This is a genomic window from Algoriphagus sp. (assembly GCF_024305035.1).
Lineage (GTDB): Bacteria > Bacteroidota > Bacteroidia > Cytophagales > Cyclobacteriaceae > Algoriphagus.
In genome coordinates, this window is record NZ_JAMWZB010000002.1 from 1 (window position 1) to 15,871 (window position 15,871).

12 protein-coding genes are annotated in these 15,871 nt (G+C 41.8%); 2 read left to right on the forward strand and 10 right to left on the reverse strand.

Features of this window, described 5'->3' with window-relative positions; all coding sequences use genetic code 11:
* Positions 1–62: 62 nt before the first annotated feature.
* Genes Q0L00_RS01070 through Q0L00_RS01100 form a run of 7 tightly spaced genes read right to left on the reverse strand, consistent with a single transcriptional unit; the run spans position 63 to position 9,935 of the window.
* Positions 63–467 (reverse strand): response regulator, encoded by a 405-nt coding sequence (locus Q0L00_RS01070; protein ID WP_297335007.1) that lies wholly within the window; start codon positions 465–467, stop codon positions 63–65.
* Entirely contained in the window at positions 451–1,467 is a 1,017-nt protein-coding gene (locus Q0L00_RS01075; RefSeq protein WP_297335008.1) for a PAS domain S-box protein, read from the reverse strand. Before Q0L00_RS01075 ends, Q0L00_RS01070 begins: the two co-directional genes overlap by 17 nt.
* Positions 1,468–1,471: 4 nt before the next feature.
* The gene (locus Q0L00_RS01080; RefSeq protein WP_297335009.1) at positions 1,472–1,906 is read right to left on the reverse strand and encodes a response regulator; all 435 of its coding nucleotides are present in this window, start codon (positions 1,904–1,906) and stop codon (positions 1,472–1,474) included.
* Complete coding sequence (locus Q0L00_RS01085; protein ID WP_297335010.1) at positions 1,903–4,284, reverse strand: PAS domain-containing protein; 2,382 nt, start codon at positions 4,282–4,284, stop codon at positions 1,903–1,905. The genes Q0L00_RS01080 and Q0L00_RS01085 overlap by 4 nt, the downstream gene beginning before the upstream one ends.
* Positions 4,277–8,233 (reverse strand): PAS domain-containing protein, encoded by a 3,957-nt coding sequence (locus Q0L00_RS01090; RefSeq protein ID WP_297335011.1) that lies wholly within the window; start codon positions 8,231–8,233, stop codon positions 4,277–4,279. Before Q0L00_RS01090 ends, Q0L00_RS01085 begins: the two co-directional genes overlap by 8 nt.
* Before the next feature lie 41 nt (positions 8,234–8,274).
* A complete protein-coding gene (locus Q0L00_RS01095) occupies positions 8,275–9,351 on the reverse strand; it encodes a Gfo/Idh/MocA family oxidoreductase (protein WP_297335012.1) in 1,077 nt (358 codons plus the stop codon).
* Positions 9,348–9,935 carry a peptidylprolyl isomerase gene (locus Q0L00_RS01100; protein ID WP_297335013.1) on the reverse strand — a complete coding sequence of 196 codons (588 nt, stop codon included), beginning with the start codon at positions 9,933–9,935 and terminating at the stop codon, positions 9,348–9,350. The genes Q0L00_RS01095 and Q0L00_RS01100 overlap by 4 nt, the downstream gene beginning before the upstream one ends.
* Before the next feature lie 133 nt (positions 9,936–10,068).
* Here Q0L00_RS01100 and Q0L00_RS01105 point away from each other — a divergent pair, with 133 nt between their 5' ends.
* A complete protein-coding gene (locus Q0L00_RS01105; RefSeq protein ID WP_297335014.1) occupies positions 10,069–11,289 on the forward strand; it encodes a GAF domain-containing sensor histidine kinase in 1,221 nt (406 codons plus the stop codon).
* 1 nt (position 11,290) lies between these two features.
* Here the strand turns inward: Q0L00_RS01105 and Q0L00_RS01110 are convergent, their stop codons facing one another.
* Positions 11,291–12,424, reverse strand: coding sequence for a 1-acyl-sn-glycerol-3-phosphate acyltransferase (locus Q0L00_RS01110; protein ID WP_297335015.1), 1,134 nt, complete (start codon positions 12,422–12,424; stop codon positions 11,291–11,293).
* A gap of 87 nt (positions 12,425–12,511) precedes the next feature.
* On the reverse strand, positions 12,512–13,366 hold the full coding sequence (locus Q0L00_RS01115) for an alpha/beta hydrolase family protein (protein WP_297335016.1): 855 nt from the start codon (positions 13,364–13,366) through the stop codon (positions 12,512–12,514).
* A gap of 134 nt (positions 13,367–13,500) precedes the next feature.
* Here Q0L00_RS01115 and Q0L00_RS01120 point away from each other — a divergent pair, with 134 nt between their 5' ends.
* Positions 13,501–14,577 carry an AI-2E family transporter gene (locus Q0L00_RS01120; RefSeq protein WP_297335017.1) on the forward strand — a complete coding sequence of 359 codons (1,077 nt, stop codon included), beginning with the start codon at positions 13,501–13,503 and terminating at the stop codon, positions 14,575–14,577.
* A gap of 367 nt (positions 14,578–14,944) precedes the next feature.
* On the opposite strand, the gene Q0L00_RS01125 is transcribed toward Q0L00_RS01120, so the two are convergent.
* Entirely contained in the window at positions 14,945–15,703 is a 759-nt protein-coding gene (locus Q0L00_RS01125) for a metallophosphoesterase (protein ID WP_297335018.1), read from the reverse strand.
* Positions 15,704–15,871 lie beyond the last annotated feature (168 nt).

The window sequence follows — 15,871 nt, forward strand, 5'->3', positions numbered from 1 at the left end:
CATTGGATGATACGTATCGAGCTAAAATCCTTAAAATCTAAAAGCGATTTCCCTGGCGGAATCTACGCTTTTTCGATTTTTTCCTGGATGGATTTAAGCATTACCTGAATGATGGAAAAAGTAATCGGCTTTTCAAAAAACTTGATCACATTGGGATACCGAGTGGCTAATCCATGATTGGTTGAGTCAACTGAGGAAGTGATCAATATAATTTTGGAAGGGTCTTTAGTTTTTTCGATCACCGATAAAAAATCCCACCCGGTCATATCCTTTAAATTTATATCGACTAGCAAAAAACGGTTTTCGCTTTTTGGGTTTTCGCCCAAATATTGAAGTGCCTGCTCTCCGGATTTAAATTCTTTGATGTCAAGGCTAGGGTCTGCTTTTAGGAACATCCGGTGAAGAATCATTAGCAATACTTCATCATCGTCTACTAATAAAAGTTCGAGTTTATTTTTCGTCTGCATAGACTATGTTTTCTGATTTTTTGCTGATGTCACGAATGATTTCATCCAATTCTTCAGCAGATTTTTGGATAAAATCCAAGATTTGTTTGTTTTCTGCGCTGACTTCCATTTCTGTTGATTCCAACAGATTAATCAACCCCATCATTCGTGCCAAAGGAGCTCTTACCACATGGGATTGGATCCAAGCGATTTCTTTGAAGGTTTTATTCTGTTGTTCAATCGTTTGGATGTGACGTATTTTATCTGTTATGTCGTTGGCAACGACCATTTTTGCTTTTCGGTCATGGAAAAGGATGGGGGCGGATTCGATTTCGACATCCAAGATTGTTCCCGATTTGGTGAGATGTCGAAAGAGATTAGAATAAACTACTTTTTCCCTTTTTTCCCCATTTGTTATTTCCTCTAATTTTTGAAGCTGTCCTTTTTCCAACAGATCTTCCATGGTCATTTGTTTAAACTCCTTCTCCGTGTAGCCATATTTAGTAATCGCTGCCTCATTTACGTCTAAAAATGCAAGAGTGTTTTCCTCATATACCCACATGGGGGAGGGGTTGAGGTGAAAGAGTTCACTGTAGCGTTTTTGGGAATCCTGGAGATCTTCGATGTAACGGTTTCGTTCAATCGCGTAGATGACACTTTTGTAGAGAAATGGGGGGGTGAGTTCGTCTTTGAGCAAGTAATCCGAAATACCTAAGGAAAGTGACCTGATGCTAAATTCCAAGTCTGAAAATCCCGTTAAGGCGATCACAGGAATTCCTTTAGCAAGGCTGATGATGTCTTTTATTAAGTCCTCTCCTGAGTGATCAGGAAGCGAAAGATCCAAAAATATCAAATCAAATTCCCCGTTGTTTTTCAGGTTTTCTTGGGCTTTTTCAAAGGTTACCACATGGGTGGTATGAGGGTCAAGGATATATTCTGAGAGATACTCCTCAATCAAAACATAGTCGCCAAGATTATCTTCAATGATTAGAAAATTATAGGTTTTGGAGTCTTTCCGCATAGGGTTAGTTATTAGGTAATTTCACTATACTAAACCAAAATTCCTCAATTTTGGAGACGATCAAAATAAAATCATGCACATCTATGGGTTTGATTATGTAGCAGTTGGCATGCTCACTATAGGCCTTAAAGATATCCATTTCTGAGGAGGATGTAGTCAAAATGATAATCGGAATGTGCTTGATCGCCTCGTTGTTTTTGACAATTTCCAAAACTTCATGCCCGTTCTTTTTAGGAAGGTTGATGTCCAATAAAATTAAATCGGGGAGAAGATCTGGGTTCTGGTGGGCAGTTTTTATCAGGTAATTGATGGCCGCGTCACCATCCCGCTGCACGATGACTTCGTTTTTTAATTTGGCCTCATCCAGGGCGTCCAAGGTCAAAACGATATCACCTTCATTATCCTCGATAAGCAATATTTTTACAAGCTGTGGTTTCATGTTTTGGGTATAGTAAAGAAGATTTCCGTTTGGATACCGACTGTGGATTCTAACCAGATTTCTCCTCCGTGCTGTTTGACTATTTTTTTACAGATGGCGAGTCCCATACCACTTCCGGAATATTTTTCTTTGGAGTGAAGGCGTTTTAAGACTTCAAAAACGGTGTCATAGTACTCTTTTTCGATTCCTATTCCATTATCCTTGACCGAAAATCGCCAAAAATTTTCAAACTCCTCACCTTTTATCTGAATTATTGGTTTGGTATCTGCCTTAGTAAACTTCAGGGCATTCCCGATTAGGTTTTGAAATAGCTGTTGAATGGGAACCTGAATGGCAACAATCTGCGGCAAGGTTTCGATAATTATTTCGGCGTTCTTTTCTTCAATGAGCCGTTGATTGAGTTTAATTACATTAGTGACGATTAACTGTGTATTAAGTAAGGTCTTGTTTGCAGAGTCAAAACCCATTCTGGAATAATCGAGTAAATCCCCGATTAAAACGCTCAGGCGTTTGGCACCATCGACTGCAAAATCGATGTATTGGTTTCCTTTTGCATCGAGTTTATCGGAATAGTTTTTTTGTATTAGAGAAAGAAAGGAGCTGATCATTCTCAGCGGTTCTCGCATATCGTGAGAAGCTACCGAGGCGAAGACTTTCAGTTCGGAATTGGTAGCCCGCAGTTTTTCATTGAGTAGCTCCAGCTCTTCCTCTTTGATTTTTTTTTCTGAAATATCAATGTGAGTTCCAAACATCAGCAGGGGTTTGCCCTCATCGGTCCAGCTGAAAACCCGTCCTCGATCCAAGATCCAAACCCAGTGTCCGTCCCGATGCTTCATTCGGGCTTCACATTGGTAAAAAGGTGCTTTTCCTTGAAAATGAGCTTCCAGCGCAGCACCAGATTTTTTCAAATCATCCGGATGTGTATGCTGAATCCAAGTCTGTATAGTAATAGGCTCCAACTCGTCTAAGGTGTAGCCGATCATATTTGCCCATTCTTCATTAAAAACGGTTTCACCCGTTTGTACATTCCATTCCCAAGTTCCAGCCCCGGTTCCCTCAATAACCCGACTGAGTTGGCTTTTTTCTTTTGCCAATTCCAGCTCAGCCATTTTTCGATTGGTAATCTCCTGGATGGCACCGATCATTCGAATGGGTTTTCCCGATTCATCCCGGATGATATAGCCGTTGTCAATAATGAAATGATAGTTTCCGGATTTATCTCGAACTCGAAACTCGTATTTCCAATAAATAGAATCACTCTCAAAAGTCTTTTTTAAGTTGGAGTGTACTTTTTCTCTTTCCTCAGGATGGATCAACTCTAACCAGAAATCAGCCCGAGCTTGTTGATCCTCCTTGGTAAAACCAAAGACTTTCTCAAAGTTGTCGGCACGGTAAATTTTATTTTTGACCAAATCCCAATCCCAAATTACGTCAGAGGTGGCTAATGTGGCATATTGAAACCGTTCGTTGGATTGGATCAGATCCTTGGATTGTTCCTTGATTTTTTGATTGAGTTTGGCAGGTTGTGCGGCAAAACTATAGGCTAAAAAACCAAATAAAACCGCGGAGAGAACCCGGATAAACAGTAGCGGAGACCACTCTAAAACTGGGAAGGGTTCTAGCTGAGCGATGCTGATTTCCCAATTGGCTGAGGGAATAAATTCTTTTTCAAGGATTCCCTTTTCTTCAGTAATTCCAGGGTGAGTGGTAAAAAATATTTCTCCAATAGAATCAGTCTCCGAATTTAGTTTTTGGAGCTGAATTCGGGTATTGGGGATTTTTAATTCTTCAAACACAGGCTGATTCAAAAGATCATCCAGGAAAATAATGGCAGCGGCAAATCCGGTAAATTTTTCAGATTGATAAAGCGGAAGACGACCAACTAACCCTTTCCCTCCTTGCTTCAGGTTAAGGGGGCCTGCGAAATAAATGTCATTTCGATTAATGGCCTCTAGGGCTTCACCGCGCGTTTTTTCATCAACTAAAATGTCATATCCCAAAACAGCTTCGTTACCGTTCAGCGGATAGACGGCAATGATTTTCCCACTGTCCAACAGCTGAACCACATCCACATAGGGGTGACTCTCGAGAATTTCCCTTCCGGCTTCTTCAAAATTGCTCTCAATTTGATAATTCTGAGAAAAATAGGCCAAGGTTTTGATCGCTCCATTGGCATCGGAAAGTGCGGTTTTGATTTCACTACTCAGTTCGGTGAGTTTGGACTTGATTTGCTGCCGGGTAGAGGATACTCGAAGTTGATGCTCTTTGAAAATAATATTGCCCGAAACCAAAATAAACACCAGAAAAACAAGGATTCCTACTGCTTTCGGGTTGGAATAAAAACTGGAAACAATTCGATTTTTTGCAACCTCACTCATTGATCTCCTCTCGTTTTTTGATGGTAAAATAAAACGTACTCCCTTCTCCTAGTTTTGACTTCACCCAGATTTTCCCGCCGTGCATTTCAACGATCTTTTTACAAATTGCTAGTCCTATTCCCGAACCGGGATAGTGTTCTTTGAGGTGCAATCGTTGAAAGATGATGAAGATTTTTTCCAAATAGATTTCTTCAATTCCTATGCCGTTATCTTGAACTCGAAAACACCAGAAATCCTGATCTTCCTCTACACCTATGGTAATTTCGGGACGGATATTTTTGTTTCGGTATTTGATGGCATTGGATACCAAATTATGTAGAAGCTGAATCAGCGGACTCTCATGGCCATGAATGACGGGAAGGGCTTGACTGCTGATTTTGGCTTGGGTGTCACGAATTGATTTTTTGTTGAGCAAGGTAACCTCCTCAAGGATCTTAGTCATGGATACCCAGGTTTTTGCTTCGGAAGAATCTCTGAGTCTGGAGAAATTCAACAAATCTAGGATGATATCCCTCATCCGCTTTGCCCCATCTACGGCAAATCGGATGTACTGCTTTCCTTTATCGTCCAGCACCTGGTCGTATTTCCGTTCAATCAATCCTAAAAAGCTAGAAATCATTCTGAGCGGTTCTTGAAGATCGTGAGAGGCTACATAGGCGAACTGCTCCAGCTCTCGATTGGAAATCTCCAAGTCGTGATTGGTGTTGAGGAGCTTTTCGTTCAAAGCTTTAAGCGAATCTTCGTAGCGTTTGCGATGGGAGATGTCTTGGATCGCGCCAACCATTCGGATGGCTGCACCTGATTCATCGCGCAGTACGGTGCCTTTATCAATGACGAAAATAGTCTGATCCTTATTGAGAATTCGGTATTCGGATTCAAAGAAACTCTGTTTGGGATCATCTAAGAGTTCATATAGATAGGTTTGAACCCGGTCTCTGTCTTCGGGATGAATGGCCCGGAGCCACCTGTTGTGATCTTTTTGTAGCCCAGCAGCCTCTTCACCTAAGAGTCGATTGAAGCCAACACCCCAATAATGTTCCTTTTTGAGGATGTTCCAATCCCAGATGGCATCGTGCGAGGCATTGGAGATGATCGTAAATCGCTCATTGAATTCGGCAATTTCTTTTTCGGCTTTTTTCCGTTCGGAAATATCTTGAATAAATACCGAGAGTCCTTTTTTTCGTGGATAGACCGAGACTTCCAGCCAAGCATTGAGCCAAGGCTCAAAAGAATCGAAACTGATGGGAGTCTGCGATTCAAGCGCTGCGTTGAGGTTTTTTTTAAAAATAGGGTTGAGGTCGTTTTTCAGGACCTCCCATAGGTTTTCGCCCAATACCTGGTCACGATTTAGCTTGGTGAGGTTTTCGGCTTGATTATTCCAATACGTGATTTTAAAATCCCGGTCTACCGAATAAAATGCATCTCCAATACTTTCCAGGATATTGATGTTAGCCTCCAAAGCTTCGGCCAAACGATCCAAGTTTTCTTTTCGCTCGATAGCAAAAGTCAAGTTGGTGACAATAGACTGGATGTATCCTTGTTCATCCTCAGTCCAAATACGTTCTTCAAAGCAGTCATCAAAACCTACATGGCCGATGTACTTATTATTGGCATAAATCGGGACATGAATGATGGATTTAATTCCTTGTTCTTCGAGGATTTTGCGAGTGGGGCCTTCGGCATTTTTGGTCAAAATCATAAATGGTTTGCGTTGAAGCATATCTTTGACCAAAACCGGATGATCTTTGATGGGAATGGCTTTGTAGTTCAAATTGTCTAGTTCTGAACTGACCTTGCCATTAGTCCATTCATTGTCCTGCCGTGCAACCAATTCGCCGGATTCATCAAGGAAGATTCTAAAAAAATATGCCCGATCTGCTTTGATGGTTTCTCCCATCAGCTGGAGCGTTTTGTCCATGATCGTTTCCCAATTTTTGGCTTCCAAAAAGGACTGGGTAGCCTCTGCTGCCGTTTGAATAAATTGTGTTTTTCGAAGCAGTTCTTCCTCTCGGGTTTTTTCTTTGGTGATGTCCTGCAGGGCACCGACTATTCGGATAGGTTGGCCGGACTCATCACGTTGGATGGTGGTGTTTTCTTTGACGAAAGCATAAGAACCGTCCGCTTTTTTGAATCGGTATTCCCCTTCCCATTTGCTTACTTTTGGATTTTTTCGGGCCTCCAGAATGGTTTTCAAGGTTTGCTCCAGATCATCGGGGTGCACGCAGGATTCCCAAAAGCCCTCATTGACATACTCCATGTCTACTGGATAGCCAAATAGATAATGATAGCCCTTCCCCCAAAAGATTTTTTTTCCGAGGATATTCCAGTCAAAAATAGCATCCGTAATCGCCTGGGTAGCCAGATGAAACCGCTCGTTACTTATTTTTAGCGCTTGCTCAGCCCAATAGCGATCCGTTTCGTCGATCACGGTGGAAATCATCAGATCCTGATCCCACAGTGGGATATTTTTGGCCGAAATGATTCGTTTTTCACCTTTTTCCGTGGTAATGCTAATTTCCTTCCATTCCATTCGTTCCCGATCTCCTGAGTTGATGTCATCGGTGATCATCGTTACCATTTGGGAGCGATAAGCTGGGTCTGGGTAAATGGCTTTAAAAAAAGTGGTGACGTCTTCAAAAATTGATTTGGGCCAACCATAAATTGCACTGAAGGCTGGATTGATGTAGGTGGCCTGGCCGGTACTGATTTTGTTTACAGCGATCCCCAAAGGGATATTTTCCAACGTAGATTCGATGAAATCGTTTCGCTGAATCAATTGGATTTCGATTTCTCGCTGTTTGGTTATATCCTGTACGGTGCCTCGGAGTTTCTTTTTACCCGTGACGGGGTCTTGGTAAAGCTCTCCTCGCTCGTGAACATGTTTTACTTTTTGGTTTTTTAAGATAATCCGATGGCTTTTATCCAAGATGACCTTTCCGGCTATGGCTTCACCTTGATGGTTAAGGTATTCCTCTTTGTCCTCGGGATGGATAGTTTGCTCGAATAAATCTAAGTTGGGTTGAATGTCGGTTGAAACTTCCCAGATATTATAAATTTCATCAGACCAGAAAATTTCTAAGCTTGCCAGGTCGAGTTCCCAATAGCCGATATTTCCGATGGACTGAGCCCGATGAAGTCGGTCTAAAATCTCTTGGGTTTGATCTTCCTCCTGAATTTTTTCAGTGATATCCCGCGCGACAAGAAAAAGGAGTTGGTTTTCCTGATCCACGGTAATTGACCAGTTAAGATGAACAAGTCTACCATTTTTGTGGACGTATCGGTTTTCAAATTCCCCGATTTCTACGCCTTCTTTGGCTTTTTTGGAGGTTTCTAAGGTCTTGGCCAAATCAGCAGGGAAGACCAGGTCTTTCATCAGGGTACCCACCAGCTTTTCTCGGTCATACCCTATGATTTTGGTGCAGGAATTGGAAATATTCAGGATTTTACCTTCCCAATCCAATTCCACTAGCAGGTCTTTTGAAGTGGAAAAAATACTGGTCAGGCTCTTGCTTTTCCGGATCGCTTCAAGTTCAAGATTGATCTCGGAGGTGATGTCTTTAAAAACCCCGAAGAGTTTAATAAAATTGCCCTCTTGGTCTTTTTCAACGAGTCCTTCTGAAATCACGTGACGAATTTCACCTGAAGGGCGAATGATCCGTTTTTGAATTTTATAGGCTTGCCCAGTTTTCAAGGAATCCTCATAAGCCTTAGAAGCCTGATCTCTGTCTTCGGGGTGAATGCAGGAGAGGCCCAGCTCGGTAGAAGCTGTGTTTTTTTGAGGATCAAGCCCTAAAATATTAAAGAACTCATCAGACCAATGATTTTTGCCCGAACGCAGGTCTACTTCCCAGTGGCCAACTTTCGCTATTTTCTCAATAGCTTGAATCAGCGTTTTTAATTCTTGAATTGACTTATTCTCTTGGGTTATGGACTCATTTTTTTTTGCCATGTGCTAACAGGTCGGGATGTGGGGTGAGGCTGGTATAGAGGTCAGTCCATGGAAATGATTTTTCCGGTTTTCACGGATTCATCACAGGCAAAGGCAATTTTCAGACTAGTGAGGGCATCCTGTAAATGTTCACTGAGGTCAATATCTTCGGTAATTGCTTTTAGAAAATAGGTTTGCTCGCGGTCACAAAGCTCTTGATGGCCGGGTTCATCCTTCATGTCTATCCACTGGTCAGATTTTGTGAACTTGTTTTGCTCATCAATCTCGGCATGGTGAATTCGGATGGATTCAGTTTTGGTGTGGCTATCTACATGATCTGACTTTCCTTCTGCACCCGCGTCTTTTGCGACGATGGAGACGGCTCCTTTAGGCCCGAAAACATCTTTGACAAAAAAGGCCGTTTCCGAAATCATCGGTCCCCAGCCTGCCTCATACCATCCAACAGAACCGTCCTCAAATCGAATTTGAAGCTGTCCGTAATTGTAGTTGTCCTGTGCAATGTCTTCTGTGAGTCTCGCTCCGATTGCCGAAACCGTTAAAGGTTTAGATCGGGTCATTTGACACATCACGTCAATGTAATGCACCCCGCAGTCCACAATAGGACTCAGACTTTTCATTAGGTTTCGGTGTACATCCCACATGTAGCCATGACTTTGTTGATTGAGGTTCATCCGCATGACCAGGGGCTTGCCCAGTTTTTGGGCTTCTTCGATAAACCGAATCCAGGAAGGGTGATGTCTGAGAATGTAACCCACTACCACTTTTCTGTTTTTTTCTTTTGCTTTAGCGATAATTCGCTCACAGCCAATCACTGTATCTGCCAGGGGTTTTTCTATAAAAACATGGCAATTGGCCTCTAAGGCTTGGATTGCAAAATCCTCATGGGTATCTGGATAAGTAGAAATGCAAACTGCCTCTGGCTGGGTAGATTTTAACGCAGTTTCAAAGTCATCAAAGAGGGGATAGGATGCCTTCAGCCTCTTATTGAGCATTACCTTGCTTTGGCCGCGAGCTACCAAACCGCAGATTTCAAATTCAGGCATATGATGATAGGCTGTAGCATGGGAGGCGCCCATGTTTCCACAGCCTACGATCAGAATCCGTAGTGGTTTTTTCATAAAAGAGGTTTCCTTATTTTTAATTTTTCAATCGCCAATTGGTCTAAATATAAGATTTCGATTTTCAAATTCACAGCTTCAAGCGGTTCATCTTTTTCATCTCGATCTAAGTGGACAATTTTATCCACAATATCCATCCCTTGAATGACTTGTCCAAATACCGTGTAATCCCCATCGAGCCGATGCAGCCCATTTTTGTTGTGGACAATGTAAAACTGACAGCGTGCCGAACGCTTTCCGGGATTGTCATCACGGCCGGCACCTACTGCTCCATACACATGTTTTAGGTCGGGATGAAATTCCGGCTCTAACAAATATTCTGGATCTGAAAATCCGGCTGGAGTATCTGGACATCCTCCCTGAGCGACAAAATCAGGAATAACTCGATTAAAGGTTAAACTATCCCAATAGCCCGCCTCGGCAAGTTCAATAAAGCTATTCCGATGCGTAGGTGTGCGCTCATCAAAGGATAAATAGATTTCTCCCCATGAAGTGGTGATTTTGCCTACGGGTAATTTTTCTTGACTACTACCTGAAAAAATAGGGGTTAAAAGCAGAAGTAAAAGATGGGTGACTCTTATCATTGGAATGGAAAGTTTTTATGGGTTTAAATTTTTATGCGAACAAAGAAAGTATTTACTTGAAGATAAAATATTTAAAACATTAAGTAAGAAAAAATCATTGAGATAATACCTACTCGTTTTCTTTAAAAAACCTATGCATCCAGAAAATCCACTACCTAAAAATGAACTCGAAAGATTGCTGAAACTATCTGAGCTGGATCTTGATTACAGGGGGTTTAGAGAGTCCTTTCAAGATTTGACCAAGCTAGCCGCAAAAGTTGCTGGGACCGAGATTTCGTTAATTAATTTGATTGATTCTTATACGCAGTGGAGTGTGTCTTCCTTTGGGATAGATTTAGAACAGATGCCTAGGGAGGATTCGGTTTGTCAATATACCCTTGCAGTTGCCGATGATGTTCAGGGCTTTGAAATAAAAAATTTGGCGGCAGATGAGCGGTTTAAGGATAAGTTTTATGTTAAATCAGATCCAAATTTGACCTATTATTTTGGCGTTCCACTCAAAATGGGTGATCAGATTAATTTAGGAGCACTTTGTGTGTTGGATAAAGAATATCAGGAAATCACACCTGAGAAAAAAGAAATGCTGGAATTAATTGCCGGTGAGGTAGTCAATCGAATTCGTATTCACTTTGCCATCAATCAGCTCCAATCTAAAATTTCGGAGAGCAACCAAGTGAAAAATAAAGTTGCTCACGATATCCGAGGTCCAATCGGGGGGATTATTGGTTTGGCCGAAATCATACAGATGCAGGGGGATAGCAACAAACTTGAGGAGGTGCTCGATTTTATTAAATTAATTCAAAAGAGTGGAAAATCCGTTCTTGAACTGGCTGATGAAATCCTTTCTCAAGACTACGGAAAAGAGAAAAAGAAATTACCTTCTGCTCAAGAGCTGACTCTGGAACTCTTAGAGGATAAGCTCCGCGATATGTATGCTCCGCAGGCAATTTCAAAATCAATCAAGCTGGAAGTAAACTACAAAGAGGAGAATGCGGATATCCCTTTTCCCAAAAATAAATTGATGCAGATTTTAGGAAACTTGATTTCAAACGCCTTGAAATTCACTCCGCCTGAAGGAAAAGTCACCGTGTCGATGGAAATGGAAGTTTTGGATTTGGATAGAATCCTACGCTTCGAGGTGGCCGATACGGGTACTGGCATGAGTGAAGCAAAAATTACTGAGATTTTGGAAGGAAGGGCCGAAAGTACGCAGGGAACTGGAAATGAGACGGGATTTGGATTTGGATTAAACCTAGTTATCCATCTGATCCAAAGCCTCAAAGGAAAGCTTGAAATCGAGTCTAAACCCGGGGAAGGGAGCATATTTAAAATCACCATCCCGATTAAGGGATAGCCTAGCTCAACTTTACTTTCTGCTTATTGATCACTGGAAAAGCATACATGGATAGGAAATTTTGTAGTTCCTCCGGACTTTTGCTATTGAGTTTTTCCTGAATTCGTTTTTGGAAATCCTGTTTTTCAGATTCGGTATAGTGGGAGTGATGCGCTTCATTACCCTCCAATAAATCATAGGCAATAAAATTGCTTGGCCAAAGTTTATATCCTTTCCAAATGCTTTGATCGATGATTTCTGCCAGTTGGGAAAGTTTCTCGCTTTGGTTGCTTTCACCCTGTGCGATTTGTCGAATTTCTTGATCGAGAATCCCATTGACTTGGATATGAATCCGCTTTTTGGTACCCATAATTCCCCGAAGCAGATTCAGAAAATCTTCATTTTCTCCTTTTACATATTTTTCTTGCCTTGATTTGGCCAACAGTTCCGGTAATTTTAAAATGTCGGTGGGGTCGTATTCGTAGGAAATGGAGATGGGTACGAGTTTGATTTTCTCAAAAAAGCCGAAGGGATTGTTTCCCTCTTCTGCCAAAGTAAGCATCTTGAGCACCCCTCGATGGGTAATGTCATTTCCGTCTTTGGTTCGTCCCTCGCGCTGTGCGGTCCAAACCGAGCGGTTTTCCTGAAGTAGGGATTTTCGAATGTAGGCCGATACCAATTGAGAGCTCTCCAGGAGTGCCCTCCCGCTTAAGCCCCGACGAATGGCGAAATTCCGATTGAGTCGGGATAAGGTATGGAGAAAAGGTTTTTTGATTAGGTTATCTCCGATAGCCGAGGTGGTCATGACCAAACCATTCTCATATAGGCAAGCATTGAGTAAGGAGGTGTCCAATATGATGTCCCGATGATTGGAAACAAAAAGGTAGGCGGTATTGGGCTCCAGCTGTTCAAAACCTCCTGTGCTTAATCCGTCCGAACTTTTCTCCAATACCCGCATTAATCCCGGATAAATGAAATTGATCTGAAAATCCCGAAGTGAATGGGTATGCATCAGCCGTTCTTTCCAAAGCTTATTGTGGTCGTTTGGGAAAGAAAAATTCATCATGGCCTCGAGCATAGGGTCGTCAATAATTTGACGAATTGCCTGGTTTGCCTCGGCGTCATAAAATGGTCTGATGGAATCGAATTTTGACATAAAGTAGGGATGAACAGGTTGCAAAAAGCAAAAAATCGCTCAAAAAGTGAAAGATTTATGCCTTAAGCTAGATTGATCAAAGGCTAATCAGTCCCGTTTCAAGTACTTACTGATAAATAATAAATGGACAGGCAAAGCTTCGGTCCAATATTGCCAGGTATGTGCCCCCGGCCGCTCAATATAGTCATGGGGTGTTTCATTTTCCAAGAGCAACTCATGAAGCTGGCGGTTGGTGTCGATGAGAAAGTCATCAACTCCACAATCGATAATTAGGGCGGTTTGATTACGCTTTAATTCATCGATTAAACCAACAACGGTATAGGGGTTAAAGTCCGGAGCTTCGTAGTTCAGCCCTTCTCCCAGCATTTCTTTTTGGCCTTTTTGCCGGAGATTTCTAAAATCTTCCGGGACTTTCCACATGCGAGTATCGATATTCATCACCCCACTCATGCTGCCGGCTGCAATGAATAACTCCGGGTGTTTGGCAGAAATCATCAATGCACCGTGTCCTCCCATCGATAGCCCCGTGATTGCTCGAGACTCTTTCTGGGCCAATGTTCGGTAAAGACGGTCTATTTGAGGGATCAATTCCTGCGTGAAATAGCTTTCATACTGAACACTGTCCATCATCGGGCTGTCGTAATAATAACTGGCAGGACCTACCCCCGGGGTAACAATGATGAGATTGTAGGCAGCGGCCATTCGATTAACCAAGCCTGGTTCGGTAACTTTTTGATGCCAGTCATTAAATGCTCCCGAGCCACCGTGTAAGAGATAGAGCACCGGGTAGCGACCGGTTGTAGATTCATAGCTGGGAGGAAGGGTGACGGCAACCTTGAGATTCTTTTCCATTAAGTCACTGTAAACTTGAATCGAATCCACCCTGACTTGTGACCAAGCCATCATCGGGAAAAGGAAAATAAGAAATAGGGATTTTTTCATAGGTCTGGGATCGGATTTAGAACGAGGAAAAATAAGGATAAATTGTAAATTTTTACGCAGCGATTTTACAATCGGGAATATAGGACTTCCGGCAAATTTGTATATTCCTGAATTAAATCTTAGTGATCATTGCGATGCAAAAAACCGCCTATTTCCTGATTTCTATTGTTTTAGGGGCCATAGTCCTGCGTGAAGGCGATTTTTTGCTGGTCCCCATGGTCTGGGGAATATTTTTTGCCTTTGCCTTGACTCCAATTTCCAATTGGTTTGAGAAGAGGAGGTTCCCTCGCAGCTTATCCATTATTTTGAGTATTCTATTGGTTAGCATGATTGTTTTTGGAGTCTTTTATGTACTTCTGGGTCAAATGGTCGGTTTAATTCAGGATATTCCAGAGATCAGTTACAGCTTGGAAACTAAGTTCAAGGTGTATTTGGAAGAAATCTCGCTTTTACTCGGTAGGGAGATTTTAAACGAGGCCACTTCCGGGGAAGTGCTGAATTATTTTAAACCGGAGAATTTGAATACGACACTCTTTGCGACAGGTAAATCCTTAACTTTGGCAGGAATCATTCCCCTGTATATTTTTTTGTTGATGTATTATAGAGATTTTTTCGTTGAGTTTTTGATTCGGTTTTCCTCCAGAAATAAAGACAAAGTACTAGCCTGGGCGGTGGATTCAGGGAAGGTTATTCAGCTTTACCTCAGTGGGATGATTCGTGTGACAGGGATTGTAGCGGTATTGGCAGGATTGTTCTTTTACGTGATAGATGTGAAATACTTTTTACTCTTTGCAGCATTCATAGCTGTGATGAATTTGATTCCCTATGTAGGCGTTTTTATTTCCTCCTTCTTCGGCATTCTTTACGTTTTCCTAACGACTGATACGATGATTTATCCTTTGTTGACTTTTGGTGTTTTGTGGGGAATACAGCTTTTGGAAAATAATATCATTACCCCCTTAATTGTCGGATCTCAGGTTAAAGTGAATGCCTTAGCTGTGATTTTGGCCATATTGCTGGGCGGATGGCTTTGGGGGGTTTCAGGAATGGTGCTTTTCATTCCTTTAGTCGGAGTGCTAAAAATTACCCTAGAACGTACCCCTGGACTGGAAGCGTTCGGGTATTTGTTGAGTGATGATTTACCTAAAAGTCAGTCGAGTGGCTGGAGTTTTTTAAGAATTTTTAACAAGAGAACCCAGAAAAATGAATGAAAGTTAGGCTTGATCTTTTTTCAATACGATGAATGCTCGTCTCCCTTTTTGGGTATGTAGTTGGTGATGTAGTTTGTTTGTTTCTTGGGCCTATTTTCAGGTTGCTGACAGCTTCGCTTAGCGAAGTTTCTCAGTTCTGCCCGAATGATTTTCTACTGAAAAAGTCAGTGCAGAAGGACTATTGAGTTTTGCTGAAGGACAGGGGAAGCCTTTTGTAAAAATCGTTTGATATCGTGTTTTTCCTGGGTTATTCCCCATGTTTTCTGTATCGAAGTGTTGGCTTCATTCCTCTTTCGGAAACTAACCAAATGATGCATCCTAAATCGATGAGATTAAGGGTGCCACCAAAGCTTTGTGATGATGGATATCATAGTTGAATAAGTTTGTTTCGTTCAAAAAGCAGATGCTCATTTTGTTGTACATACCCAAGTTGATTAGTTATCAGCTTTGTATTTCCAATGGTAAACTCAGGGGTATTGGTATGATGATGACCATAGACCCAATAGGCAATTTTGGAGGATTCGATCAAATTATGTAGCTCTACGGCAAAGGCCTCATTGAGAATATCCCCTTTATAGTGCTCAGGATAGTTGAGAAAAGTAGGGCAGTGATGGGTGAAAACTACCGTTTGTTCCTCAGGTTTTGCATTGAGTTCCCTTTGAATAAATGTCAAACTCTCTGCATGCAACCGATTGTAAAGCTCAGCTGAAAAGCGATGGCCTTGGTTTCTAATTAAATGAAAATCATTTAGTCTGCGTTCGATCTGCCATTTATAGCTGGGACTGATTTTGCTCCAAAGGGTGGAAAAAATCAGTTTCGTTTTTTCATAAACCACAGAAATGTTGTTTACTAAAAACACATTGCTTCTCATTGCTTCATTCAGCACCCCACTTTTTTCGGTAATATCAAAATGGTAATATTCATGATTCCCCGGTATCCAATAGGTGGTTTCAAAATGATCACTGACATAGTTGATAAAATCGAGGTGTTGATCCAAGACAGCAAATGGAACAATATCTCCCGCCAAGACCAGCACATTGCCCACGGGATCCAAAGGCTGCAGACTTAAGTATGCTTTGTTGGAGGGAAACTCCAGGTGAAGGTCAGAGGCGAATTGGAGTTTCATTGCCATTATTTTTTCGATTTTGCAGGTTCAAACCGACAAACGATCGTATTGACCAATCAGGTATTTCGCTGTCCATGAAGCCTCATTTTTCTTTTGGGTGGGATGAAATTTGCAATCTCACCCTTTTATCCTTACCGATCTATTTGACTTTTCATTCCCCCAATACAG